21 protein-coding genes and 2 tRNA genes are annotated in these 24,875 nt (G+C 43.7%); 5 read left to right on the top strand and 18 right to left on the bottom strand.

All coding sequences use genetic code 11. From position 1 onward, the window contains the following. Positions 1–36 precede the first annotated feature (36 nt). Together ubiU and HGG78_RS00515 are read left to right on the top strand one after the other, a co-directional pair. Positions 37–1,050, top strand: coding sequence for a ubiquinone anaerobic biosynthesis protein UbiU (gene ubiU, locus HGG78_RS00520; RefSeq protein WP_172531796.1), 1,014 nt, complete (start codon positions 37–39; stop codon positions 1,048–1,050). Positions 1,051–1,066: 16 nt separating this feature from the next. Continuing rightward, entirely contained in the window at positions 1,067–1,945 is an 879-nt protein-coding gene (locus tag HGG78_RS00515) for a U32 family peptidase (RefSeq protein ID WP_422108871.1), read from the top strand. Between the two features lie 189 nt (positions 1,946–2,134). Here HGG78_RS00515 and HGG78_RS00510 read toward each other — a convergent pair whose 3' ends face one another. The 16 genes from HGG78_RS00510 to rlmE all read right to left on the bottom strand — a co-directional run bounded on the left by HGG78_RS00510 (position 2,135) and on the right by rlmE (position 19,654). Further along, positions 2,135–3,478 (bottom strand): MATE family efflux transporter, encoded by a 1,344-nt coding sequence (locus tag HGG78_RS00510; RefSeq protein WP_172531795.1) that lies wholly within the window; start codon positions 3,476–3,478, stop codon positions 2,135–2,137. Between the two features lie 90 nt (positions 3,479–3,568). Next, the gene (gene nlpI / locus HGG78_RS00505) at positions 3,569–4,495 is read right to left on the bottom strand and encodes a lipoprotein NlpI (protein WP_053311397.1); all 927 of its coding nucleotides are present in this window, start codon (positions 4,493–4,495) and stop codon (positions 3,569–3,571) included. Positions 4,496–4,650: 155 nt separating this feature from the next. Continuing rightward, positions 4,651–6,786 carry a polyribonucleotide nucleotidyltransferase gene (gene pnp, locus HGG78_RS00500; protein ID WP_171979548.1) on the bottom strand — a complete coding sequence of 712 codons (2,136 nt, stop codon included), beginning with the start codon at positions 6,784–6,786 and terminating at the stop codon, positions 4,651–4,653. Between the two features lie 316 nt (positions 6,787–7,102). After that, a complete protein-coding gene (gene rpsO / locus HGG78_RS00495; protein ID WP_053311261.1) occupies positions 7,103–7,372 on the bottom strand; it encodes a 30S ribosomal protein S15 in 270 nt (89 codons plus the stop codon). A gap of 109 nt (positions 7,373–7,481) precedes the next feature. Next, positions 7,482–8,432 carry a tRNA pseudouridine(55) synthase TruB gene (gene truB / locus HGG78_RS00490; protein ID WP_053311262.1) on the bottom strand — a complete coding sequence of 317 codons (951 nt, stop codon included), beginning with the start codon at positions 8,430–8,432 and terminating at the stop codon, positions 7,482–7,484. Beyond that, positions 8,433–8,849: a 30S ribosome-binding factor RbfA gene (gene rbfA, locus HGG78_RS00485; protein ID WP_053311263.1), complete on the bottom strand. Its 417-nt coding sequence runs from the start codon at positions 8,847–8,849 to the stop codon at positions 8,433–8,435. It abuts the gene before it with no gap. 105 nt (positions 8,850–8,954) lie between these two features. After that, positions 8,955–11,666 (bottom strand): translation initiation factor IF-2, encoded by a 2,712-nt coding sequence (gene infB / locus HGG78_RS00480; protein ID WP_053311264.1) that lies wholly within the window; start codon positions 11,664–11,666, stop codon positions 8,955–8,957. A gap of 24 nt (positions 11,667–11,690) precedes the next feature. Further along, a complete protein-coding gene (gene nusA, locus HGG78_RS00475; RefSeq protein WP_053311265.1) occupies positions 11,691–13,178 on the bottom strand; it encodes a transcription termination factor NusA in 1,488 nt (495 codons plus the stop codon). A 35-nt stretch (positions 13,179–13,213) separates the two neighbouring features. Continuing rightward, complete coding sequence (gene rimP / locus HGG78_RS00470) at positions 13,214–13,669, bottom strand: ribosome maturation factor RimP (RefSeq protein WP_053311266.1); 456 nt, start codon at positions 13,667–13,669, stop codon at positions 13,214–13,216. A 206-nt stretch (positions 13,670–13,875) separates the two neighbouring features. After that, positions 13,876–13,952, bottom strand: a tRNA-Met gene (locus tag HGG78_RS00465). A gap of 54 nt (positions 13,953–14,006) precedes the next feature. Then, a tRNA-Leu gene (locus HGG78_RS00460) sits at positions 14,007–14,090 on the bottom strand. Positions 14,091–14,117: 27 nt separating this feature from the next. After that, the gene (secG, locus tag HGG78_RS00455; protein ID WP_053311267.1) at positions 14,118–14,453 is read right to left on the bottom strand and encodes a preprotein translocase subunit SecG; all 336 of its coding nucleotides are present in this window, start codon (positions 14,451–14,453) and stop codon (positions 14,118–14,120) included. A gap of 261 nt (positions 14,454–14,714) precedes the next feature. Beyond that, complete coding sequence (gene glmM, locus HGG78_RS00450) at positions 14,715–16,055, bottom strand: phosphoglucosamine mutase (protein ID WP_172531794.1); 1,341 nt, start codon at positions 16,053–16,055, stop codon at positions 14,715–14,717. Between the two features lie 22 nt (positions 16,056–16,077). Next, positions 16,078–16,908 (bottom strand): dihydropteroate synthase, encoded by an 831-nt coding sequence (gene folP, locus HGG78_RS00445; RefSeq protein WP_172531793.1) that lies wholly within the window; start codon positions 16,906–16,908, stop codon positions 16,078–16,080. 58 nt (positions 16,909–16,966) lie between these two features. Then, positions 16,967–18,925: an ATP-dependent zinc metalloprotease FtsH gene (gene ftsH, locus HGG78_RS00440; protein WP_168523221.1), complete on the bottom strand. Its 1,959-nt coding sequence runs from the start codon at positions 18,923–18,925 to the stop codon at positions 16,967–16,969. A 99-nt stretch (positions 18,926–19,024) separates the two neighbouring features. After that, the gene (gene rlmE / locus HGG78_RS00435; protein ID WP_053311271.1) at positions 19,025–19,654 is read right to left on the bottom strand and encodes a 23S rRNA (uridine(2552)-2'-O)-methyltransferase RlmE; all 630 of its coding nucleotides are present in this window, start codon (positions 19,652–19,654) and stop codon (positions 19,025–19,027) included. Positions 19,655–19,773: 119 nt separating this feature from the next. Between rlmE and yhbY the strand changes: the two genes are divergently transcribed. Beyond that, positions 19,774–20,070: a ribosome assembly RNA-binding protein YhbY gene (gene yhbY, locus HGG78_RS00430; protein WP_053311272.1), complete on the top strand. Its 297-nt coding sequence runs from the start codon at positions 19,774–19,776 to the stop codon at positions 20,068–20,070. A gap of 82 nt (positions 20,071–20,152) precedes the next feature. Here yhbY and greA read toward each other — a convergent pair whose 3' ends face one another. After that, positions 20,153–20,626, bottom strand: a complete 474-nt coding sequence (gene greA, locus HGG78_RS00425; RefSeq protein ID WP_053311273.1) for a transcription elongation factor GreA — start codon at positions 20,624–20,626, stop codon at positions 20,153–20,155. Positions 20,627–21,181: 555 nt separating this feature from the next. Between greA and HGG78_RS00420 the strand changes: the two genes are divergently transcribed. Both HGG78_RS00420 and dacB read left to right on the top strand, forming a co-directional pair. After that, on the top strand, positions 21,182–22,222 hold the full coding sequence (locus HGG78_RS00420; protein ID WP_053311274.1) for a porin: 1,041 nt from the start codon (positions 21,182–21,184) through the stop codon (positions 22,220–22,222). A gap of 100 nt (positions 22,223–22,322) precedes the next feature. After that, entirely contained in the window at positions 22,323–23,765 is a 1,443-nt protein-coding gene (gene dacB, locus HGG78_RS00415) for a serine-type D-Ala-D-Ala carboxypeptidase (protein ID WP_053311275.1), read from the top strand. Here dacB and HGG78_RS00410 read toward each other — a convergent pair. Continuing rightward, entirely contained in the window at positions 23,744–24,589 is an 846-nt protein-coding gene (locus HGG78_RS00410) for a magnesium transporter (protein WP_172531823.1), read from the bottom strand. The two genes, dacB and HGG78_RS00410, sit on opposite strands and share 22 nt — an antisense overlap. Positions 24,590–24,875 lie beyond the last annotated feature (286 nt).

The raw sequence follows: 24,875 nt of genomic DNA, 5'->3' as shown, positions 1-24,875 counted from the left end.
ATACAGCCACTTTTCCTCAAAATATCTTACAGAGCAATGGAACTTTTATGTCCTGCAGGTAATCTACCTGCGCTAAAAACTGCGATTGATTGCGGTGCTGACGCAGTGTACATCGGCTTTCGAGATGACACTAATGCGCGTCACTTTGCAGGCTTAAACTTCGCAGGCAAGAAATTAGAGAAAGCCGTGCAATACGTTCACGACAGCAAGAAAAAAATTCACGTTGCTTTAAACACCTTTGCTCATCCTAATGGATTTGAACGTTGGACAAACGCTGTCGATAATGCGGCAGACTTAGGCATTGATGCTTTGATCGTCGCAGATATTGCAGTGCTCGATTACGCCGCAAAAAAATATCCAGACCTTGAGCTACACCTTTCGGTGCAAGCATCAGCGACCAATGTCGCTGCAGTCGATTTCTATAAACAAAACTTCAACATTAAACGCGTGGTCCTGCCACGAGTGTTGTCTATCCACCAAGTCAAACAGCTTTCACGTAATATCACTTCCGATGTCGAGCTTGAAGTGTTTGCTTTTGGTAGCTTGTGCATTATGTCTGAAGGGCGCTGTTATCTCTCTTCGTACATGACGGGAGAATCACCCAATACGGTAGGCGCTTGCTCTCCTGCCAAATATGTTCGCTGGCAAGAAACCGATTCTGGGCTTGAATCTCGCTTAAACGAGATTTTAATTGATAAATATGCTGCTGGTGAAAATGCCGGTTACCCAACGCTGTGCAAAGGTCGATTTGAAGCTGTAATTGATGGCGAAAACAAACGCTATCATGCTCTAGAAGAGCCAACCAGCCTTAATACATTGTCACTGCTTCCTGAACTATTTGCGGCCAATGTGACCTCAGTAAAAATTGAAGGACGCCAACGTAGCCCCGCTTATGTCGAGCAAGTTACTCGTACTTGGCGTGCAGCAATAGATCGCTACCAAGCTAACCCACAAGCATACCAAGTTGAAGCCGCGTGGAATGCCGCCTTGGCCAACGTGTCCGAAGGCACGCAAACCACACTGGGTGCATACCACCGTCAATGGCAGTAATTGAATGGAAAATACAATGAAATACGCGCTGGGTCCTTTACTCTATTTCTGGCCAAAACAAGAGGTTGAACACTTCTATCAGCAGGCACAGCAAAGTGCTGCAGATATTATCTATTTGGGTGAGTCTGTCTGCTCAAAACGGCGAGAGATGAAAACACAACATTGGCTCGATATCGCTAAAGAGCTTTCTCAAACTGGTAAACAAGTGGTGTTATCCACCATGGCACTATTAGAGGCACCTAGCGAAATCACCATCATGAAGAAATACATTGATAACGGTGATTTTGCGATTGAAGCCAATGATGTTTCCGCGATTCAATTAGCCAGTGAAAAAAGAGTCCCTTTTGTGGTTGGTCCTGCGGTCAATACCTACAATGCGCACACGCTACAGCTATTTCTAAAACAAGGAATGACTCGTTGGTGCATGCCAGTTGAGCTATCTCGAGACTGGTTAAAAAACGTATTAATTCAATGTGATGAACTGGGTATCAAAAATAAATTTGAAGTGGAAGTCTTTAGCCATGGCTATCTACCATTAGCCTACTCCGCACGTTGCTTTACCGCTCGCGCGGAAAACCGAGCAAAAGATGAGTGCGAAACTTGCTGCGTCAAATACCCAACTGGCATTCAAGTACATAGCCAAGAAGGACAAGCGGTGTTTAATCTCAATGGTATTCAGACGCAATCTGGCTATTGTTATAACTTGATTAATGACTTAGCAAGTATGGATGGGTTGGTTGATGTGGTTCGTCTCAGCCCACTCGGTATAGAGAGCTTGTCACTGCTTGAACAATTCAAAGCGAATGAGAAGGGCACGCATTTTTCACCGCTAGTCGATCATCAATGTAACGGTTATTGGCATCAACTCGCTGGTTTAGAGATCCAACAGAGCTGATGCTCTGCAAGTATATATCCCCAAACTACTTGAAGTTGCAGGTAAGCGGCAAGTGAGTGAATCCTCATGATCATAGATAAACTATGTAATTGGGGTGAGCAAACGTAGCCAATACCGCTGCAACTTCAAGTAGGAAAGATAACCGCCTTCAATTCAGGAGGCGGTTTTCAATAAACTGGCAACTATAATTTATACCAATACTGGCTGCGGCTTCGATTGATCATTTGGCAGTAAACGTAAATCTCGCCACAGCATAGCCCCCACCAATACACTCAAAGCAATGTTTGAGATTGGAAAAGCAATCCACACACCAGTAACACCGTAAAATTTTGGTAATAAGTATAAAAATGGAAGTTGAATCAGCATATTACCTATGGTGATAAATAGAGCCTTACTACCATGATTAGTTGATTGATAATACGCTGCCGTCACCACCAAAAATCCATCCAAAAACAGCGCAAACATATGCAGTCTCAGCCCACGAACCGCATCTACCATAAGCTGTGAGTCAGTCGAGTTAAACACCGAGACCACTTGATGCGCAAACAAGTTAAGTAACACAATAAAACCGATACCACCGAGCAGCGCAATACTCATTGATAATCGAAGTAACTTGCGAATATTGTGGTAATGCTTAGCGCCATAGTTAAAGCTTGCTAGCGGCTGCATTCCATTAGCTATACCTTCGACCGTTAAGTAGTAAACCGTCACGATATAGCCCAAAATAGCATAAGCTCCAACGAGCGTCGCACTGCCATAATGAGTGAACAGAGTGTTGTGTACCGCGACCATCATTGAACCATAAGCGTACATAAAGAAACTGGATAAGCCGATCGCAACAATTTTAGGTAATAATGACCATTGAAAAGTCATCACAGCAAGTGAAAGTCGTAACTTCGCACGTGACGAAAAAAAATAGCCAATACCGAGTAAAGTGACACTGAACTGCGCAATAGCGGTAGCGATCGCGGCGCCCATTAATTCCCAGCCTAAGTAAGCGATCAAGATATAATCAAACACAATATTAATGATCGCACCGCATACCATCAGTAGCGTTGCTAAACTGGGGCTATCATCATTGCGCAGTAAAAACGGTATTGCGATAGAACCGAGTGTAAAAGCACAAGCGATAATCAATACCTCTAAGTATTGTAAACCTAGCTCGTATACTCGTCCTTGTGCACCTTGCCATAATAGAAAATCATCGGCATAAAACCAGAGAATAGCGGCAACAATTGGCGTCAGTAGCAGTATTAATAATAAACCCGTTGAAAGTACCTGTTTGGCGGCTGTTATGTCTTGCTCACCTTGTTTAATCGACGCTAACGCCCCAGTACCAACCCCAACCAACATACCAATTCCTAAAATAGAACCGATCACAGGCCAAGCAATGTTGATCCCAGCTAAGCCATCGGCCCCTATATAGTGACCAATGAAAATACCATCGACCACTTGATATAAGCCATTCACCAACATAGCCGCTACCGTTGGAATGGTATAACGCCAAAACTGACGATAAATCGAATTTTTCATACGACACTCCATAAGCTATCTATTTTTTTGGCATGATGAGCAATAAAAAAGCCGCGGCATTACGCAGCGGCTTAGATAAGATCTTTCCAGTTACTCTGAAGTCGCCTGCGTTTTAGCTTCAGCCTGTACTTTTGTCAGGTACTCAGCTCGCACTTGTTGAAATATTTTACCCAACTCAAGGAAGGAGTAACGATGCTCAACATATTCATACACATTGAAAGAGAGGGCTAATTTATACAATGAGATCGCATGAGCATAATCCCCTTCTTGTTGGTAACGTTTTGCCAGATAGAAATAGGTTTCCGTTAAACGCTGTGCCAATAAGGTGTTATCGCGAGAACCATTTAAAATCGCTTTAAAAGCTTGCTCTTCAGAGATTTCATCTAAAGTTAAAGCAACCAATACCCACCCCCACTGCTCGTCACGTTCTTGATAACGATTAAGCAGGTCAGAGCGAGCGGTAGCTGAGTCAACTTCGCTTTGAATGATATACAACCATAATGCACGAAACGGATCACTTGGATCTTGCTGATAGTGATGAGTCATCTCTTGTAACGCTAAATCAATGCGATCTCCATAATATAAGGCGATCGCGCGATTTCGTTCGGCATAGAAGTTATCAGGGTCTAATTCGAGTGTTGAATCAAACGCTTCATAAGCGGCATCAAACTCCCCGACTTGCGTGTAATACACGCCTAATAAATTAAAAATATCAGGTTGAGCTGGGTTAATCGCAAGTGACTGATTAAAGTCGACACGAGCCAAATCACGTAGTCCAACGCTGTCATAGCTGTTGCCGCGCTCATAAAACATTTTGGCGCGCACATCGTCAGCTAAGTCTGCACGTTGTAGCAATTGCGTGAGACGTGCAATTTGTACTTCCTGTTGCACAGTCGACTGCAAAGGCACCGCCATAGGTGGATATAGCCACTGTCTCTGATTTTCATCTTGAGTTGAAGCACAGCCTGATACCGTAAATATCAAAATACTCAGCGCTAGTGTTTGAAACCATTTCACAAATAAGACTCCTGTATACCCCAAGCCAATACCGAATAAATCCATTATATTGCGATAATTTAGGCATAAAAAAGGGAGCGAATAACGCTCCCTTTATATCATGCTTTATGCCGAAAAGGCGACTAAAGCCCTAAGCTTCTCTGCCTAAAACTATATTACTCAGCTTCTGGTGCAGATTTTTCTTGAGCCGCTTCTTCAGCAGGTTTTTCTACCGCTTCTTTCATGCTTAGACGAACGCGGCCTTGGCGGTCAATTTCAAGTACTTTAACTTGAACTTCTTGACCTTCTTTCAAGTAGTCAGACACTTTCTCAATGCGTTGATCAGCAATTTGAGAAATGTGTACTAAACCATCTTTACCAGGAAGAATGTTAACAAATGCACCGAAATCAGCTAGACGAGCAACCTTACCTGTATAGATAGCGCCGACTTCAACTTCAGCCGTGATCTCTTCGATGCGACGGATAGCTTCTTTCGCTTGAGCGCCATCGGTTGCCGCAATCTTGATTGTGCCATCATCTTCGATTTCAATCGTTGTGCCTGTTTCTTCCGTTAGAGCACGGATAACAGCGCCACCCTTACCGATCACATCTTTGATTTTCTCAGAGCTGATCTTCATGGTGTAGATACGTGGAGCAAATTCAGAAATCTCTTCACGAGCGCCAGAGATAGCTTGGTCCATTACAGAAAGAATGTGTTTACGTGCACCTTGCGCTTGGTTAAGAGCAATTTGCATGATTTCTTTAGTAATACCTTCGATCTTAATGTCCATTTGAAGCGCAGTAATACCTTGGTTAGTACCTGCTACTTTAAAGTCCATGTCACCAAGGTGATCTTCGTCGCCTAGGATGTCAGAAAGAACAACGAAATCGTCACCTTCTTTAACAAGACCCATTGCAATACCTGCAACAGAAGACTTGATTGGTACACCTGCATCCATAAGAGCAAGAGAAGTACCACATACAGAAGCCATTGAAGATGAACCGTTAGATTCAGTGATTTCTGAAACCACACGAACAGTATATGGGAACTCTTCTACTGAAGGCATTACCGCTGCAATACCACGCTTAGCCAGTTTACCGTGGCCAATTTCACGACGCTTAGGAGAACCTACAAAACCAGTTTCGCCCACACAGTATGGAGGGAAGTTGTAGTGTAGTAGGAAATTATCTTTACGCTCACCTGTTAGCTCATCGATGATTTGAGCATCACGTTGAGTACCAAGAGTTGCAGTTACGATTGCCTGAGTTTCACCACGAGTAAATAGTGCAGAACCGTGAGTGCGAGGAAGAATGCCTGTGCGTACGTCTAGCGCACGAACCATGTCTTTCTCACGGCCGTCGATACGTGGGTTGCCTGCAATGATGCTGCGACGTACAACTGTCTTCTCTAGATCGTGGAAAATAGTGTGGATTTCTTTCGTATTTGCTTCAGGATCTTCAGCAAGAATCACACTGTTTACTTCAGCAGCAATTTCATGAATACGGTCGTAGCGAGCCATCTTCTCAGTGATTTGGTAAGCTTCAACAAGCTTAGCTTCTGCTAGTTCAGCGATCTTATTATTAAGTGCTGTGTTCTCTTCAGGAGCAACCCAATCCCAAGCTGGAGTGGCAACTTCAGCAGCAAATTCGTTGATCGCATTGATCACAACTTGTTGTTGATCGTGACCAAACACAACTGCAGCAAGCATCTCTTCTTCAGTTAGGTTGTCAGCTTCAGATTCAACCATAAGAACGGCGTTATTAGTACCCGCAACAACAAGGTCAAGCTTAGAAGTAGCTAGCTCTGTCATGCTTGGGTTAAGTACAAGTTGACCATCAATGTGGCCAACACGTGCTGCACCGATAGGACCGTTGAACGGGATGCCTGAAATAGCAAGTGCTGCAGAAGTACCGATCATTGTTACCATATCCGGTTGAACGTCAGGGTTTACTGACATAACCGTAGCGATAACTTGTACTTCGTTTTTGAATGCGTCTGGGAACAGTGGGCGAATTGGACGGTCGATCAAACGAGCCGTTAGTGTTTCGCCTTCAGATGGGCGACCTTCACGCTTGAAGAAGCCACCTGGAATTTTACCTGCAGCGTAAGTACGCTCTTGGTAGTTTACGGTAAGAGGGAAGAAGTCTTGACCTTCAACCGCTTCTTTTTTACCGACTACAGAAACGAATACTGCAGTATCGTCCATAGTTACCATTACGGCTGCTGTAGCTTGACGCGCGATAACGCCGGTTTCGATAGTCACGGTATGGTTACCGTACTGGAATGTTTTCACTACTGGTTTATCAAACATGTATCTTTGTATCCTTGCTCTAGAGTTACCTCTAGATTAAATGAAATTACACTCAAGACATTACGAATCGCGACTAGTAAAAATAGGCTCTAACTCTTGAAAGCAAGAATGATGCTTTGGCTCACTCTTGTATCTGAACGCTACTTTTAATAGCCGCGACCTGCTGGCCGACTTCGGTGACTGTAATGCTTTAAGTATGGTTGCTAATGTGTAAAACACACTTTTACGGCGGGTAGTATAAACTACTTAGAGAAGGTTGTACCAAATTTAGATAACAAAAAAGGGGCTAAAAGCCCCTTTTCTGAACAAACCGATCTTAGCGACGAAGCTCAAGACGTTTGATTAGGTCTTGGTAACGACCAAGATCTTTACCTTTTAGGTAATCAAGAAGCTTACGACGGCTAGAAACCATGCGTAGTAGACCGCGACGGCTGTGGTGATCGCCTTTGTGAGCTTTGAAGTGACCTTGTAGGTGGTTGATAGAAGCAGTTAGTAGTGCTACTTGTACTTCTGGTGAACCTGTGTCGCCTTCGCCACGTGCGTATTCTGCTACGATAGCTGCTTTAGTTTCTGCATTCAGAGACATAATTCTCTCCTAATAAGAGTAAGTTTAAAGGTGTAGCAGCCAATCTCTGATTCAGCCGCTACGCGAAGCGAGGATTATAGGGAAATCACTCACGTTAAGCAATAGCTATTTATAGTGACTCTTCGTCTCTAAAAACCACTAAACGCTTCGGTGCCACGCGACCATCGTTATCGATTTCACCCACGCCAATAAAGAGTTTTTCTTCTCCCATTGTCATGCGAACGCTACCTTCGGCTGGTACACCAAATACTTGAACAGGCTGCCCATGTTGAACCATGTCTGCCAATTCAGGAATCAAATTCACCTCAGGGAGATCTTCTACTGCGGTATCCATAGCCATCAGTAGCGGATCAAGTAACTCTTTTGGTGCAATATCTTGCTCGCGCGCTTGCTCAAGTAACTCATTAAGCTGCTCTAGTGTCACCATTTTTTCATACGGGTATTTAGCGACCGCAGTACGACGTAGCATAGTGACATGCGCGCCACATCCAAGCATTTCACCCAAATCATCAACAATCGTACGAATGTAAGTCCCTTTTGAGCAGTGCACTTCCATTTCCACTTCATCGCCTTCAAAGCGAATCAGTGTAATTTCGTATACCGTGATTTTGCGAGATTCGCGCGGAACATCAATACCTTCACGAGCATACTCATAAAGTGGGCGACCTTGGTACTTCAATGCTGAAAACATTGAAGGAATTTGGTCTGTTTCGCCACGAAACTTCTCAATGCAAGCATGTAAATTGTCTAATTCGACATTAACTGGACGCGTTTCAACCACTTCACCATCAGAGTCTGATGTATTGGTACGCTCACCGAGTTTAGCGATCACTCGATACTTTTTATCAGAATCTAACAGAAATTGGGAAAACTTGGTCGCTTCACCTAAGCAGATAGGCAGCATGCCTGTCGCGAGAGGATCTAAAGCTCCAGTGTGACCCGCTTTTTCTGCAAAATAGATACGCTTTACTTTTTGCAGTGCATCGTTAGAAGAAATGCCCGTTGGCTTATCAAGTAAAATTACCCCGTTAATTGGGCGACCTTTACGACGACGTGCCATCTATTCATTTCCTTCTTCTGCAGCTTGTTCATCTTCACGACCAGCATCTTTTTGTTTGCGCTTATCGTTACTGACCACTTCACTTACAAGGTTTGACATACGCATACCTTCAACCAAAGTATTGTCATAAGTAAAACGGATTTCAGGCGTCAAACGCAGACGGATGCGCTTACCAAGCATCATACGAATATGAACTTCATGCTCTTTTAATGCCGCTAAACAACTTTCTGGAGTTTGCTCACCCACACATAGAAAAGTGACAAACACTTTTGCATAAGCAAGGTCACGAGACACTTCAACTTCAGAGATGGTAACCATACCCAAACGTGAGTCACGAACTTCACGTTGTAGGATCATGGCAAGTTCTTTTTGCAGCTGTTGCGATACACGCTGCGTGCGGCTAAATTCTTTTGACATATCTTTTCTCACATATAGAAAGAATGGGGGGATGGTTCAACCCAGCCCCCCATGGTGTATTCAACAACCGATTACTGTCTATTTAAATACAGCAACGTTAGTCAATTAATCCAGTGTACGTTTAATTTCCACTGTTTCGAAGACTTCGATTTGGTCACCAACGCGAACATCATTGTAGTTCTTAACGCCGATACCACACTCGTAGCCATTCTTAACTTCTTGTACGTCATCTTTAAAGCGACGTAGTGATTCTAGCTCACCTTCGTAGATAACCACGTTATCACGTAGTACGCGAATTGGGTTACTACGTTTGATAACACCTTCAGTCACCATACAACCTGCGATTGCACCCAGTTTCGGTGACTTAAATACGTCACGAACCTGCGCAAGACCAATGATCTCTTGCTTGAATTCTGGAGCTAGCATGCCGCTCATTGCCGCTTTTACTTCGTCAATCAATTGGTAAATGATTGAGTAGTAACGTAGGTCTAAGTTTTCAGATTCAATAGTACGACGAGCCGAAGCATCAGCACGAACGTTAAAGCCAAGTACGATAGCGTTAGAAGCTGCGGCAAGTACTGCATCAGTTTCCGTAATACCACCAACACCAGAACCTACGATGTTAACTTTCACTTCATCAGTAGAAAGCTTACGTAATGAATCGGCAATCGCTTCAACTGAACCTTGTACGTCTGCTTTCAGAACAACGTTCAATTCAGCAACTTCACCAGCAGTCATGTTAGAGAACATATTCTCTAGTTTAGATTTTTGCTGACGAGCAAGTTTCACGTCACGGAATTTGCCTTGACGGTAGTTTGCAACTTCACGAGCTTTACGCTCATCACGTACAACAGTCGCTTCATCACCAGATGCAGGAACACCTGAAAGGCCGATGATTTCAACAGGAATTGACGGACCAGCTTCAACGATTTCTTGACCATTTTCGTCACGCATCGCACGGACACGGCCATATTCTTGACCACAAAGAAGGATATCGCCTTTACGCAAAGTACCAGATTGAACCAATACTGTTGCTACAGGACCACGACCTTTATCTAGGCGAGATTCTACAACCACACCAGAGGCCATACCTTCTTTAACTGCAGTCAGTTCTAGAACTTCTGATTGAAGCAGAATGGTTTCTAGAAGACCGTCGATGTTCGTTCCTTGCTTCGCAGAGATGTGAACAAACATGTTCTCACCGCCCCACTCTTCAGGGATAACATCATACTGCGCTAATTCATTCTTAACGTTGTCAGGGTTTGCATCTTCTTTATCGATTTTGTTAACCGCAACAATTAAAGGAACACCCGCCGCTTTAGCGTGCTGAATAGCCTCAACCGTTTGTGGCATAACACCATCGTCTGCTGCAACCACAAGAACAACGATATCTGTCGCTTGAGCACCACGAGCACGCATAGCAGTAAACGCTGCGTGTCCAGGAGTATCAAGGAAAGTAATCATGCCGTTTGGTGTTTCAACGTGATAAGCACCGATATGCTGCGTAATACCACCCGCTTCGCCAGAGGCAACGTGAGCTTTACGAATGTAATCAAGTGTTGACGTTTTACCGTGGTCAACGTGACCCATAATAGTAACAACCGGTGCACGACTTACTGCCGCTGCATCGTTGTCGCGATCGGCAAGTACCGCTTCTTCAAGTTCATTCTCTTTACGAAGAACAACTTTGTGGCCCATTTCTTCAGCAACAAGCGCTGCTGTTTCTTGGTCAATCACTTGGTTAATTGTCGCCATAGCACCCATTTTCATCATCACTTTGATGACTTCAGTGCCTTTAACTGACATTTTGCTCGCCAGTTCAGAAACAACAATTGTTTCACCAATTACAACATCTTGCTTAGCAACTACCGCTGATTTATCAAAACCATGTTGCATAGAAGCAGGCTTAGACATGCGACCTTTACGAACTTTACCGCGGCGAGAATCACGCTCTTGCTTATCATCTTTAGATGACATTTTGCGCTTGTTCGCTTTGGTTGGCTTACGAGCACCTTCTTCACGGCGATCTGCTTCATCTTCGGCTTCACGTGCATACGTTGAAGTCGTAACATGGTAATCTGTATTTTCTTCCATACTACCCTTTTTCTCTTCTTCAGCAGACCAACGCTCTTTGTTCTTCTCAGCCAATTCACGCGCTATTTCTAGCTGGCGCTGACTTTCCTCTTCAGCTTTACGTAATGCTTCGGCTTCTTGACGACGTTTTAGCTCTTCGGCTTCTTTTCGCGCTGCTTCTTGCTTAATTTTATCTTTAGCAGAAAGTTCTGGTTTCACTGCAGAACGTTTTGCTTTCTCATCAGCGTTGCTCTTGTCACTTGCTTGTGCTTCAAGTTTCGCTTTCTCTTCTGCTTCACGCTTTGCTTTTTCTTCCGCTTCGCGTTTTGCTTTTTCTTCAGCTTCACGTTTTGCTGCTTCTTCAGCTTCACGTTTCGCTAATTCTTCGGCTTCGCGCTGCGCAGCTTCTTCAGCTTCGCGTGTTGCTTCATCATCAATTGCACTGCGCTTAACGTAGGTTCGTTTTTTACGCACTTCAACTTGAACATTCTTACTTTTACCACCGCCAGCGTTCACGCTAAGAGTACTGCGCGTTTTACGTTGCAGAGTCAAACGCGTCGGTTCGTTATCACCAGTAGTGTCGCCATGTTCTTTTCTCAGGTGAGATAGCAGTTGTTGTTTCTCGTCATCGGAAACGCTATCTACATCTGTTTTTTTCATGCCTGCATCAGCAAGTTGTTCTAATAAGCGGTCAACTGGCGTACCAATTTCTTCACTCAGTGCTTTAACTGTTAGTTGTGTCATGCCGCTTTCTCCCCTTGCTGAAAATTATTCTTCGTCGCCAAACCAACAAATATTACGTGCTGCCATAATAAGTTCACCAGCACGTTCTTCGGTAAGGCCTTCAATATTTTCAAGTTCATCAATACCTTGGTCAGCTAAATCTTCAAGTGTTACTACACCTTTGGCTGCCAGTTTAAATGCCATTTCACGCTCTAAACCTTCAAGAGCAAGTAAATCTTCAGCAGGCTCTAGACCTTCAAAAGACTCTTCTTGTGCCAATGCAATCGTTGTTAGAGCATTTTTAGCGCGAGTACGTAATTCTTCGATGAGATCTTCATCCAAGCCATCCACTTCGAGTAACTCAGCCTCTGGGACATAAGCCACTTCTTCAAGTGTTGAGAATCCTTCTTCGACAAGAAGCTCAGCGAAGTCTTGCTCAATATCAAGATACTTCATGAAGTTCTCGATTGAAGCCATTGATTCTTCTTGGTGTTTCTTCTGAAGATCAGCCACTGTCATGACGTTCAATTCCCAACCCGTCAATTGTGACGCTAGGCGAACGTTTTGACCATTACGGCCAATAGCTTGTGCTAAGTTGTCAGCTTCAACAGCGATGTCAATTGAATGTGCGTCTTCATCCATGATGATAGAGGCGACATCAGCAGGAGCCATTGCGTTGATAACAAACTGAGCTGGGTTATCATCCCAAAGAACGATATCAATACGCTCGCCACCAATTTCACTTGAAACCGCTTGAACACGTGCACCACGCATACCAACACAAGCACCTACAGGATCGATGCGTCTATCGTTGGTTTTTACTGCGATTTTTGCACGAGAACCAGGGTCACGAGCCGCACCTTTTAGTTCGATCAACTCTTCGCCAATTTCTGGCACTTCAACACGGAAAAGCTCTGCAAGCATCTCAGGTTTTGAACGAGTAATGAACAATTGGAAACCACGTGCCTCTGGGCGAACTGCGTACAACAGACCACGAACACGATCGCCTGGACGGAAGTTTTCACGTGGCAGTTGATCATCACGTAAGATAACCGCTTCAGCATTGTTACCAAGGTCAAGAATAACAGAATCACGATTCACTTTCTTAACGACGCCTGTAACCAATTCACCTTCATTGTCGATAAACTGTTCAACAATTTGCGCACGTTCAGCTTCACGTACTTTCTGTACGATAACTTGTTTTGCAGTCTGCGTGGTAATACGGTCAAACGTTACTGACTCAATTTGATCTTCAACATATTGACCAAGTTCTGCCGTTTCGTCGTAGTACTTAGCCGCTTCGAAAGAAATTTCTTTCGTTGGGTTCTCTACTTCTTCAACAATTAACCAACGGCGGAATGTTTCAAACTCACCCGTTTTACGGTCAATGGCAACACGAACATCGATTTCGATGTCATGCTTCTTCTTTGACGATGTCGCTAGCGCAGTTTCAAGCGCCTCAAAAATACGTTCACGAGGTACTGCTTTCTCGTTTGAAACCGCTTCAACTACCGCTAAAATCTCTTTACTCATTTATCTAGCCTCTTAAGCTCTTTTCTCTAGGAGAACTAAAATTTAGGAATCAGGTTAGCTTTTGAAATGTTGCTAAGCGCAAATTGCTCTTCTTGCCCATCAACGCTAATCGCAACAGTTTCACCTTCAATAGAATGAATAATTCCTTTCCATTTTCGGCGGTTGCCTACGGCCATTTTCAAAACGATGCTGACTTCGTGACCAACAAACTGTTCATAGTGTGCTGCTTTAAAAAGTGGTCTTTCTAAACCTGGTGAAGAAACTTCTAGGTTATAAGCCACTGAAATTGGATCTTCAACATCAAGAACGGCACTTACTTGACGACTCACTTCAGCACAATCGTCAACAAGAATGCCATTTTCATGATCAATATAAATGCGTAGTGTTGAGTGCTCACCGGCACGAATAAACTCTAATCCAACTAACTCATAACCAGATGCTGCCACTGGAGCTTCAAGCATTTCAGTCAGTTGTCTTTCTAAACCAGTCATTTAAACCACTCCAGAAACAAAAAAAGGGCACAGAGCCCAATTTAAATCCCAAGCAACTATCTAAAATCTCAGCTTGAGAAATTTAGATAACAAAAAACCCCGAAAGTCGGGGTTTTTTGTTGCTGGACCCTGATGATTGAGAACCTAAATTCTCAATTGCAGTGAGGTTGACACTGCTCAAACTTGCATCCAAAACCCTAAAGAATTGGTTGCGGGGGCCGGATTTGAACCGACGACCTTCGGGTTATGAGCCCGACGAGCTACCAAGCTGCTCCACCCCGCGTCCGACTTGCGAGCATTATACGCTCAATCAAGTGATTTACAAGTTTGTAAATAATGGTGCCGAGAGAGGGACTCGAACCCTCACACCATAGGCGCTAGCACCTCATGCTAGTGTGTCTACCAATTTCACCATCTCGGCAATTATTTATACTTATCTAACGATAAGTTATTGCGGTATTTCATCACCAGCTTTTGCTGGTACATCAACCGCGGCATCAGTAGTTTGCTCAATCACTTGACCTTGTGTAGGGTCAACCCATTGCGATTCAGTTTTATGCGTAGACATATTGCCTAATGCCAAACTAAGGATGAAAAATACTGTTGCAAAAATTGCAGTCATTCGGGTTAGGAAATTTCCTGAGCCACCAGCACCAAACACAGTGTTTGAAGCGCCAGCACCGAAAGAGGCTCCCATATCTGCGCCTTTACCTTGTTGAATTAACACTAGGCCAATGATACCAAGCGCCGCCAACAGGTAAATCACAAGTAGAACTGTAAACATTACTTCCACCTATGTTCCAAATTGTTGAGCCAGCGCCGTTCTTATCAGTTGACTTGAACAAGGCTAGCGGCCTCCTCAGCGAAGGCGGACGCAATACTAACTAATGCAACCAATACTGACAAGCGCTATTTCGTAAAAAAGCACTGTTTGCGTATCAAACGCTCAAAAAAAGGGCAATAAACAGATACAAACACGGCTAACCAAGTTTATTAATGCTGATTCATCAAATAAAGCTTAGGTCAGCCGTTATTTAGCGCTAATTTAACAACTTGCTTTCACGGCTTGTGCAATTTTCAGTGCGGAATTTTCAACCAACTCCGCATCTTCACCTTCAACCATAACTCGTAGCAGTGGCTCAGTACCTGATTTACGTAGTAATACTCGCCCTTTGCTGCCAAGTTCAGCTTCAACAGCAGTAACCGCAGCTTTAACCGCTTCCGCTTCTAAAGGATTAGAATCACCGCTAAAACGGACATTTTCTAACACTTGTGGGTAGAGTATCATGCCCTTGGCTAATTCATTTAGCGACAATTCACTGCCAACAACCGATGCAAGTACTTGCAAAGCGGCAACAATTGCATCACCGGTAGTCACTTTGTCGAGCAGGATGATGTGCCCTGAATTTTCAGCACCAATTTTCCATCCCTTCTCCAGAAGTTTTTCCATCACATAGCGGTCACCAACGGCAGCTCTGGTAAATGGAATACCAAGCTGTTTTAAGCCATTCTCCATACCAAGGTTGGTCATTAATGTTCCCACAACACCACCTTTCAACTCGCCTCGGCGCAGAGCATCACGGGCAATAATGTACGCAATTTGGTCACCATCGACTTTATTGCCAAGCTCGTCAACCATGATGATTCGATCGCCATCACCATCAAATGCCAAACCTAGCGCGGCATTTTCTGCGACCACTCGCTGCTGTAGCGCTCTTACATCTGTAGCACCGACTTCATCGTTGATATTGAGACCATTAGGCTCAACACCCATCGCAATAACTTCAGCACCTAGCTCTTTAAATACGTTAGGAGCAATGTGGTAAGTGGCACCATGCGCACAATCGACCACAATTTTTAAGCCCGCTAAACTTAATTTTGACGGGAAAGTACTTTTACAGAACTCAATATAGCGACCGGCAGCATCAACTAAACGTGTTGCTTTACCTAATTCTGCCGATTCAACACACTCGATATCTTTATCCAGTTCTGCCTCAATCGCCAATTCGATATCATCTGGCAATTTTGTGCCTTCTGATGAGAAAAATTTAATCCCATTATCATAATAAGGGTTATGTGACGCCGAAATAACAATCCCCGCTTCTGCACGGAAAGTTTGTGTTAAGTATGCTACCGCTGGTGTTGGCATTGGGCCAGTCAGTGTCGCTTTTAGTCCAGCTGCTGCCAAACCCGCTTCTAAAGCTGATTCAAGCATATAACCAGAAATACGTGTATCTTTACCAATGATAACTTTTTTGGTGCCTTGTTTTGCTAGTACACGTCCAGCAGCCCAGCCAAGCTTTAATACAAAATCAGGAGTGATAGGGTATTGTCCAACTTTACCGCGGACACCATCTGTACCAAAGTAACGTCTTTTGTCAGACATAATTCTTCCTTAATTATTATTTTTAACTATTTTGAATAATGGTTTGCACAATTTTCATTGCTTCAAGAGTTTCATCTACATCATGAACCCGAATAATTTGCGCACCTTTCATCGCTGCTACCGTCGCGCATGTTACGCTCGCTACCATACAGTCTGCTGGATTTTTTTCTAGCAGCTTAAAAATCATAGATTTCCGAGACATTCCAGCCAGAATAGGAAAGCCTAGCTGATGAAAGGCTTCAAGGTGTGCCAGAAGATGATAATTGTGCTCGAGCGTTTTTCCAAATCCAAAACCGGGGTCAAGAATAATTTGTTCACGAGCAATACCTACATTCTCACACGCAGCAACGCGCTCTTGAAGAAATGACTTTACATCGGTAAGAACATCTTGATAACAAGGGCTCACTTGCATGGTTCTTGGTTGGCCTTGCATATGCATTAAACAGATAGGCACTCCAGCCTTGGCTGCTACCTCTAATGCTCCTGGCTCTTGTAATGCTCGTACATCATTGATCAGATCGGCACCGGCATTAACCGCCTGCCTCATCACTTCAGCTTTACTGGTATCTATCGATATCCATACATTATGTTTCGCTCGAATCGCTTTAATGACTGGAACAACGCGTTGCAGCTCATCCTCTAATGTCACTTCAGGCGCGCCCGGTCTTGTTGATTCGCCACCAATGTCAATAATGCTAACACCTGCTGCGATCATTTTTTCTGCGCGTTCTATAGCCAGTTCAAGTGAATTAAATTTACCGCCATCTGAAAATGAATCTGGCGTTACATTAAGTATACCCATCACATGTGGGCGGTCGAAAATCAGCGTTTTCGTTGGAGTTTGAATCTTCATTTTGCTCTAAAACACAAAAACCCCGAGTGAACTCGGGGTTTAATTAAAGGATTAATGATTACTCAGCATCTTTCTTTTCTGAGGATTCATCTGGTGTCGCTTCAGCAGCAGGCTCTTTGGTTTGCTCTTGAGCTTTTTCCGCTTCAGTACTGACTTCCGCATCATCGGCTTTTGCCTTTGCTTGATCGCCCCAACCTGCAGGCTCTCGGATTTCAGTTTTACGTTCCATTAGATCATCAATTTGACCAGCATCGATAGTTTCATATTTCATCAATGCATCTTTCATTGAGTGCATAATATCCATGTTATCTTCAAGGATTTTACGCGCTCGGTCGTAGTTGCGGTCGATAATTTTACGGACTTCATCATCAATAAGCTTAGCTGTGTCGTTCGACACGTGCTTGGTTTGAGTTACGCTACGACCAAGGAATACTTCACCTTCATCTTCAGCGTAAAGCAATGGACCCAGTTTTTCTGAGAAGCCCCATTGTGTCACCATCTTACGAGCGATATCCGTGGCACGTTCAATATCGTTAGAAGCGCCTGTTGATACGTTATCCTTACCATAAATTAGCTCTTCAGCTAAACGGCCGCCATACAAGCTAGAAATCATCGACTCTAGATGTAGTTTCGACATGCTGACACGATCTTGCTCAGGCAGATACATAGTCACACCTAACGCTCGGCCACGAGGGATAATTGAGACTTTGTATACTGGATCATGCTCTGGTACTAAACGTCCAACGATAGCGTGGCCAGCTTCATGGTACGCGGTTGACGCTTTGGTTTCTTCAGACATCACCATTGAACGGCGCTCAGCACCCATCATGATTTTGTCTTTGGCCAATTCGAATTCAACCATAGAAACGTTACGCTTGTTACCACGAGCCGCAAACAATGCCGCTTCGTTTACAAGGTTCGCAAGGTCTGCCCCAGAGAAACCAGGTGTACCACGTGCAATCAATGATGGTTCAACATCACCCGCTAGCGGCACTTTACGCATATGAACTTTCAATATTTGTTCACGGCCGCGTACATCAGGCAAGCCAACAACCACTTGACGGTCAAAACGACCAGGACGAAGCAACGCAGGGTCTAAAACATCCGGACGGTTCGTTGCAGCGATAACGATGATACCTTCGTTACCTTCGAAACCATCCATCTCAACCAGCATTTGGTTTAGTGTTTGTTCACGCTCATCGTGACCACCACCGACACCAGCACCACGTTGACGACCAACCGCATCGATTTCATCGATAAAGATGATACACGGTGCCGCTTTCTTTGCTTGTTCAAACATGTCACGCACACGAGATGCACCAACACCAACAAACATTTCAACGAAGTCGGAACCTGAAATGGTAAAGAACGGTACTTTCGCTTCACCTGCAATAGCTTTAGCAAGCAGCGTTTTACCCGTACCAGGAGGACCAACCATTAAGATACCTGTTGGTATTTTACCGCCCAGTTTTTGGAAGCGACTTGGATCACGCAAGTAGTCAACCAGCTCTTTCACATCTTCTTTCGCTTCATCGCAGCCTGCAACGTCACCAAAGTTAGTTTTAATTTGCTCTTCACTCATCATGCGAGCTTTGCTCTTACCAAATGACATAGCGCCTTTACCGCCGCCGCCTTGCATTTGACGCATGAAGAAGATCCAAACCCCAATCAATAGAATCATTGGGAACCAAGAGATGAAAATAGTTCCGAGCAAGCTTTGCTCTTCTGGAGGCGTTCCTTGTACTTTCACGTTTTGGTTGATCAAGTCATCAAGTAGCTTTTGATCATACACTGGCATGTAAGTTACATAACGAGCACCACCACCTCTACGAGTAAAGGTAATTTCACTGTTGTTAAATTGAGCATCTTGAATCTGGCCTTGGCCAACTTCCTGTACAAACGTGGTGTAATCAACTGCTTTGCCGTTACTATCACCAGGGCCGAAGCTCTGGAACACCGACATTAAAACAACAGCGATAACTAGCCACAGAATTAAATTTTTTGCCATATCACTCAAGGTGTAAGCCTCGCGATAACTAGTTGTAATTAAAGGTAGGGTACTACAGTTTGTAACCTGTAGCCATAGTGTTAACTCATGCTTTGCACAGCAAAAACGTTAACCTTTGTAACCAGTGGCTACAATGTACACTTCTCGAGAGCGAGCTCTCGATGAGTCGGGTTTGCGAATCTTTACGGCCTTGAACATGTCTCGGATATCCTTAACATATTGGTCGAACCCTTCGCCTTGGAATACTTTGACCACAAAACTACCATTTGGGGCAAGAACTTGTCGACACATATCTAAAGCAAGTTCAACTAAGTACATTGCTCTGGGTTGGTCAACCGATAAATTGCCGGCCATATTAGGGGCCATATCAGACATCACTACATCTACCATGTCTGGCTGAATGCGTTCTAATAGTGCTTCTAACACCGATTCTTCGCGGAAATCACCTTGTAGAAAGGCAACACCTGCGATGGAATCCATTGGTAAGATATCACATGCGATAACTTGCCCTTCATCACCGACAATACCTGCCGCATATTGAGACCAACCACCAGGGGCTGCACCCAAATCAACGACGGTCATTCCCGATTTCAGCAATTTATCTTTATTTTGAATTTCTTCAATTTTGAAGATAGCACGAGAACGGTAACCTTTCTTCTTGGCTTCATTCACATACTTGTCATCAAAGTGTTCTTTCAACCAACGGCCAGAGCTCGCTGAATGCTTCTGTTTACTCATTCGATTCCTAACTGAAATGCTTCTATCCAAGAAAGTATGGTATAAAATATAGTCTTCAAGCATAGATGGCGTTAAAATAGCGTTTTTCAACCCTTATATTAAATAAAATTGGCCGCGTAATGAACCTAAGCACCAAACAAAAGCAGCATCTTAAAGGCCTAGCACACAGTCTAAAACCTGTTGTGCTTATGGGCGCAAATGGACTCACTGAGGCTGTTCTAGCGGAAATCGAAATTGCACTGAACCACCACGAACTGATTAAAGTTAAAGTGGCATCAGAAGATCGCGAAACTAAACAGTTGATCATTGATGCCGTTGTTCGTGAAACTGGCGCAGAAAAAGTACAGACTATCGGTAATATTCTTGTACTGTTCCGCCAATCAGAGCAGCGTAAAATCGAAATTCCTCGCAAATAGAGTCTATCGTTATTCTCTATTTAGTCATGGATAAAGACAAAAAAGGTCGCATGTTGCGACCTTTTTGATTTCTGACCTTCAGTTAAATGTATTCAACTTTGTCAATTTCGAAATCTTTATCGCCACCTGGGGTAGCAATAATCACTTCATCGCCTTCCATTTTACCGATCAAACCGCGTGCAATCGGAGAACTAACAGAAATTCGGCCCAATTTAATATTAGCTTCATCTTCACCGACAATTTGATAACGCTTTTCTTCGTCGGTATTGACATCGATCACTGTTACTGTCGAACCAAAAATTACTTTACCCGTATTTTCCATTTTAGTGACATCAATCACTTGAGCAACAGAAAGCTTGTATTCAATATCGCGAATTTGAGCTTCGCAAATGCCCTGCTCTTCACGAGCGGCATGATATTCAGCATTCTCTTTTAAATCGCCAAGCTCACGCGCGGTTGCGATAGCTTCTGAAATTTGTGGGCGCAGTTTTAATAGCCTATCTAGCTCGGTACGCAGTAGCTGTTCACCACGTACTGTCATTGGAACTTTTTCCATTTTACACCTCATATGCCAAAGCTTTCTTTGGGCAAAACAAAACTACCCAACCTGTTAGGCTAGGTAGTAGATGGAACAACATAATTGCTGATTAGTGTAATCAAACTTTGTGACTAAATCACCTGAAATCAAGTGACTCTTTGATCATCTTTTGTCAATTGAATCAAAAAAAACGGCAGTGAAACACTCGCCACCACACTACAAGGCAAATCATTTCGCACAAAAAACCGACCCACATCACTAAAAAAAAATAAAAACAGAACAGATCAAACCAGCTTAAAAAACCAATTTTATTTTAAAAAAAACAAAGACTTGATATTTATTTACCACAAATAAAGCATCGTTCATAAGTCCGATTTATATCATTTTACTAACTAATAAGGGAACTTAAGGGTAAAAAGTAGCACAAGAAATATTAAAAGCACCTTGTCGTATATGATTTAAGGTTTTACACAAAGCTGACATATGCAACATGTTTGGGATTTATTATTTCTCTTAGGACGATACATACGTCGGAAATAAAAATTTATGGACAATAAATTAGGACTAAATAAGATGAACAAAACTCTGATTGCTCTAGCAGTATCAGCCGCAGCAGTGGCTACAGGCGTAAACGCAGAAGGCGTAAACCAAAGCAGTGACCAAGCTGGCTCTACAGTGTACAGCTCTCAAGGCAACACTCTAGAAATCGGCGGTCGTGCTGAAGCGCGTCTGTCTCTTAAAGATGGTAAAGCTCAAGACAACTCTCGTGTACGTTTGAACTTCCTAGGTAAAGTTGCGATCAACGACAGCCTATACGGTGTTGGTTTCTACGAAGGTGAATTCACAACAGCTGAAAATGGCAAAGATACCGATAAAGGTGACAGCGATCTAACTAACCGTTACGTTTACGCTGGTATCGGTGGTAACTTCGGTGAAGTGACTTACGGTAAAAACGACGGTGCACTAGGTGTTATCACAGATTTCACAGATATCATGTCTTACCACGGTAACTCTGCGGCAGATAAAATCGCTGTTGCAGACCGTTCTGACAACATGCTGTCGTACAAAGGTCAATTTGCAGACTTTGGTCTAAAAGCAAGCTACCGCTTTGCTGACCGTACAGACGCAACTGACGGTGGTTACGCTGATAACGGTGCTGACGGTTACTCAATCTCTGGTACCTACGCATTTTTTGACACTGGTTTCAAACTAGGTGCTGGCTACGCAGACCAAGATGAGCAAAACGAGTACATGGTTGCGGCATCTTACACAATCGCTGATGCTTATATCGCTGCTATTTACACTGATGGTGAGAAAGCAAAAACTAACGGTGATTACACGGGTTACGAAGTTGCATTTGGTTACAAACTACCAGGTTCATCTGCAATTACAGCAACTTACAACAACGCTGAAACTTTTGATGAGACTTCTGCAAATAACTTTGCAATTGACTACACTTACTACTTCAAGCCTAACTTCCGTACTTACATCTCTTACAACTTCAACATGATTGATGAAGGCGATAAGATCGGTGCAGTTGGTAACAACACTGGTACAGCAACTAAAGCAGATGCTGAAGATGAGCTAGCTCTAGGTCTTCGTTACGACTTCTAATCTATTGACTTAATGTCTTAGATGCCAAACGCCTGCTGACTAGCAGGCGTTTTTGTATCTCGCTATACTGTCAGTCACACTCTGTTTTGAAATACTGATTATGTCACTACTGCATCGCCGCTTTATCTCACTTGTTTCTTTTGTGCTGCTACTCAGTAGTTCTACCTTTACAGCCTTTGCCTACTCGCCACTTGAAGCCTTGCCTCAAGGCAGCCGTGTCGGGCTGCTGGTAAAGCCATTAGGTTCTGAACATATTTTCCAGCAAACAGACAATCTCGGTCTTTATTTTCCACCAGCCAGCACATTAAAGCTGGTTACTGCCCTAGCAGCCAAACTGGAGCTCGGCGATCAATATCGTTTTTCAACTACGCTCACGCACAGTGGCAATGACATCATCATTCGCTTTTCTGGCGATCCAACATTAACCAACCAAGATCTCAAAAATCTACTTACCACCCTCAAAAAACAAGGATTAAGTAGAATTAGTGGTGATCTCTGGTTAGATAATTCCACTTTTAGCGGTTACGACCGCGCAGTCGGTTCGCCGTGGGATATTCTAGGCGTATGTTATAGCGCCCCTTCTACAGCCATCACCTTAGATGGCAACTGCGTGCAGGCCTCTATTTATACTCAAGATGATGGAAAAACCCGCGTCTACGTTCCTGAGCAGTACCCGATTCATGTAACGACTAATGCGCAAACGGTTAGCAAACTCGAACAAGAAAGTACCCGTTGCGATTTAGAACTGACCACCTCTGAGCAAAATAATTACCAATTAAATGGCTGCTTAGCCGAGCGGAGTAAACCGCTACCGCTCAAATTTGCCGTGCAAGATCCTAACTTGTATACCACTCGAATGATCTATAAACAGCTAAAACAGGTCGGAATTAGCTTAGAAGGTGAAGTGAAAGTGGGCAGCAACCATACAGAAAAAGGACGTGTTATTGCAAAGCACCAGTCCCAGCCACTTGAGGTATTGCTAGAGATCATGCTCAAAGAATCGGACAATTTGATCGCTGATAGCCTCACAAAAACATTGGGGCGCCACTTTTTCATTCAACCGGGCAGCTTTAATAATGGTACCGAGGCAATTAAACAGATCATCTTCTCTCGCACTGGGGTCAATCTCGAACATGCTCAACTTGCTGACGGTTCCGGTTTATCACGAAATAATCGACTTTCGATCGACAGTATGGCTAATATCCTCAACTACATTTGGCAAAATGATCACACACTAGGCTTAATTGCGATAATGCCCAAAGCAGGCGAATCAGGCACTTTACGCTATCGTTCTAGCATGCGCGGGCAAGATGTTAAAGGGCAGTTAGTTGCCAAGAGTGGTTCGTTATACGGCAGTTATAACATGGCGGGGTTTGGCTTAGACAAACAGGGCAAGCCGAGTACTCTATTCGTCCAGTTTGTGACCGATTACTACCCAAATAATAGAAGCAGCCAACCTAATGTTACTGCTCCTATTACTCAATTTGAGACGCTTTTTTTCCAAGATGTGGTCAAATTCAGTCAGCTTAATCCTAAGAAGTAGTTAACCACATTGAAATAGATCCACATACCAGAAATATCAACCATAGAGGCCAGCACAGGGCTGACGAGCACAGCGGGGTCTAATTTAAACACTCGCGCAATTATCGGCAATATACCGCCAATAGTGGTCGAAATCGTCACTTGGATAAACAACGCCACTGCTATTGCCAAGGCAATACTTTGCAAGCTAAAGCCACCCGCTGAATTGGCATCACTAAATAACATAATGCGCGCGACCATCACCGCAGAAATCGCCACAGCAAGGCAAACAGCTACCCGGCTCTCTTTCCACAGCACAAGTAACCATTGACGCTTTTTTAATTCCCCAACCGCTAACGCGCGTACAACCAATGTCGCGGCTTGCGAGCCAGTATTGCCACCCGCCGCCGCGATGACTGGCATGTACACGGCTAATAACACGAGTTGGCTTAAAGTATCTTCGTATTGGGTAATAATAAGCCCTGATACGATGCCTAATAGCGCTAGCACAATGATCCAACCAATACGTTGTTTGACGTGTTCGAGCACACTAGTAGTTAAATAGCTTTGTGAGGTTTCGACCTCTGAATAAATAAAACCAAGTTGGTTAGCATAGTGACGTGCACGCATGTCATGACCATCTTTGTCTAATTCAGTTAATAGTTGTTGCACATACCCCACCGAGCAATGACGCAAAATAGCGACAGCCTCTTCAATAGGCATTACGGTGAGTAAATGTACCTGTTTCTCCTGCTCATACTGTAAAAATGCATTACGTGCTGCACCGATCTCTTCTTGAGAAAAGCTTGGTGAATTTTCAATATAGATGTTGCTCATTACCGTCATGGCGAATCTCCCGATTGGCAAAGGTAACGACCACCGAAATGAAACCCCAAACAACCCAATATCACAGCAGCGAATAATGCTGCAGTCATAAAAACGTTGATCAGTGATTTTCATCTCAATCTAGAGATAAGGAGAAAAATATAGAAAGGACTGAATAGAAAAGGAATGCCCTACCACCTAAGGTAGGAACGAAGATCGCCAGTACCGAAAGCGGTTATTTTTCTCCCTTCATACTAGGGGGATGGTCGGTATTGTTCATATAAATCTCCGAAGGTACTGCCCAATT

The sequence above is a fragment of the Vibrio aestuarianus genome (assembly GCF_012395185.1).
GTDB classification, from domain to species: domain Bacteria; phylum Pseudomonadota; class Gammaproteobacteria; order Enterobacterales; family Vibrionaceae; genus Vibrio; species Vibrio aestuarianus.
This window is presented reverse-complemented; position numbering and strand designations above follow the sequence as displayed.

What these genes read in the sequence shown, in the direction of transcription:
- ubiU (WP_172531796.1), top strand. Translation starts at nt 37, where the DNA reads ATGGAACTTTTATGTCCTGCAGGTAATCTACCTGCGCTAAAAACTGCG.
- HGG78_RS00515 (WP_422108871.1), top strand. Translation starts at nt 1,067, where the DNA reads ATGAAATACGCGCTGGGTCCTTTACTCTATTTCTGGCCAAAACAAGAG.
- HGG78_RS00510 (WP_172531795.1), bottom strand. Translation starts at nt 3,478, where the DNA reads ATGAAAAATTCGATTTATCGTCAGTTTTGGCGTTATACCATTCCAACG.
- pnp (WP_171979548.1), bottom strand. Translation starts at nt 6,786, where the DNA reads ATGTTTGATAAACCAGTAGTGAAAACATTCCAGTACGGTAACCATACC.
- rpsO (WP_053311261.1), bottom strand. Translation starts at nt 7,372, where the DNA reads ATGTCTCTGAATGCAGAAACTAAAGCAGCTATCGTAGCAGAATACGCA.
- truB (WP_053311262.1), bottom strand. Translation starts at nt 8,432, where the DNA reads ATGGCACGTCGTCGTAAAGGTCGCCCAATTAACGGGGTAATTTTACTT.
- rbfA (WP_053311263.1), bottom strand. Translation starts at nt 8,849, where the DNA reads ATGTCAAAAGAATTTAGCCGCACGCAGCGTGTATCGCAACAGCTGCAA.
- infB (WP_053311264.1), bottom strand. Translation starts at nt 11,666, where the DNA reads ATGACACAACTAACAGTTAAAGCACTGAGTGAAGAAATTGGTACGCCA.
- nusA (WP_053311265.1), bottom strand. Translation starts at nt 13,178, where the DNA reads ATGAGTAAAGAGATTTTAGCGGTAGTTGAAGCGGTTTCAAACGAGAAA.
- rimP (WP_053311266.1), bottom strand. Translation starts at nt 13,669, where the DNA reads ATGACTGGTTTAGAAAGACAACTGACTGAAATGCTTGAAGCTCCAGTG.
- secG (WP_053311267.1), bottom strand. Translation starts at nt 14,453, where the DNA reads ATGTTTACAGTTCTACTTGTGATTTACCTGTTGGCGGCGCTTGGTATC.
- glmM (WP_172531794.1), bottom strand. Translation starts at nt 16,055, where the DNA reads ATGTCTGACAAAAGACGTTACTTTGGTACAGATGGTGTCCGCGGTAAA.
- folP (WP_172531793.1), bottom strand. Translation starts at nt 16,908, where the DNA reads ATGAAGATTCAAACTCCAACGAAAACGCTGATTTTCGACCGCCCACAT.
- rlmE (WP_053311271.1), bottom strand. Translation starts at nt 19,654, where the DNA reads ATGAGTAAACAGAAGCATTCAGCGAGCTCTGGCCGTTGGTTGAAAGAA.
- yhbY (WP_053311272.1), top strand. Translation starts at nt 19,774, where the DNA reads ATGAACCTAAGCACCAAACAAAAGCAGCATCTTAAAGGCCTAGCACAC.
- greA (WP_053311273.1), bottom strand. Translation starts at nt 20,626, where the DNA reads ATGGAAAAAGTTCCAATGACAGTACGTGGTGAACAGCTACTGCGTACC.
- HGG78_RS00420 (WP_053311274.1), top strand. Translation starts at nt 21,182, where the DNA reads ATGAACAAAACTCTGATTGCTCTAGCAGTATCAGCCGCAGCAGTGGCT.
- dacB (WP_053311275.1), top strand. Translation starts at nt 22,323, where the DNA reads ATGTCACTACTGCATCGCCGCTTTATCTCACTTGTTTCTTTTGTGCTG.
- HGG78_RS00410 (WP_172531823.1), bottom strand. Translation starts at nt 24,589, where the DNA reads ATGACGGTAATGAGCAACATCTATATTGAAAATTCACCAAGCTTTTCT.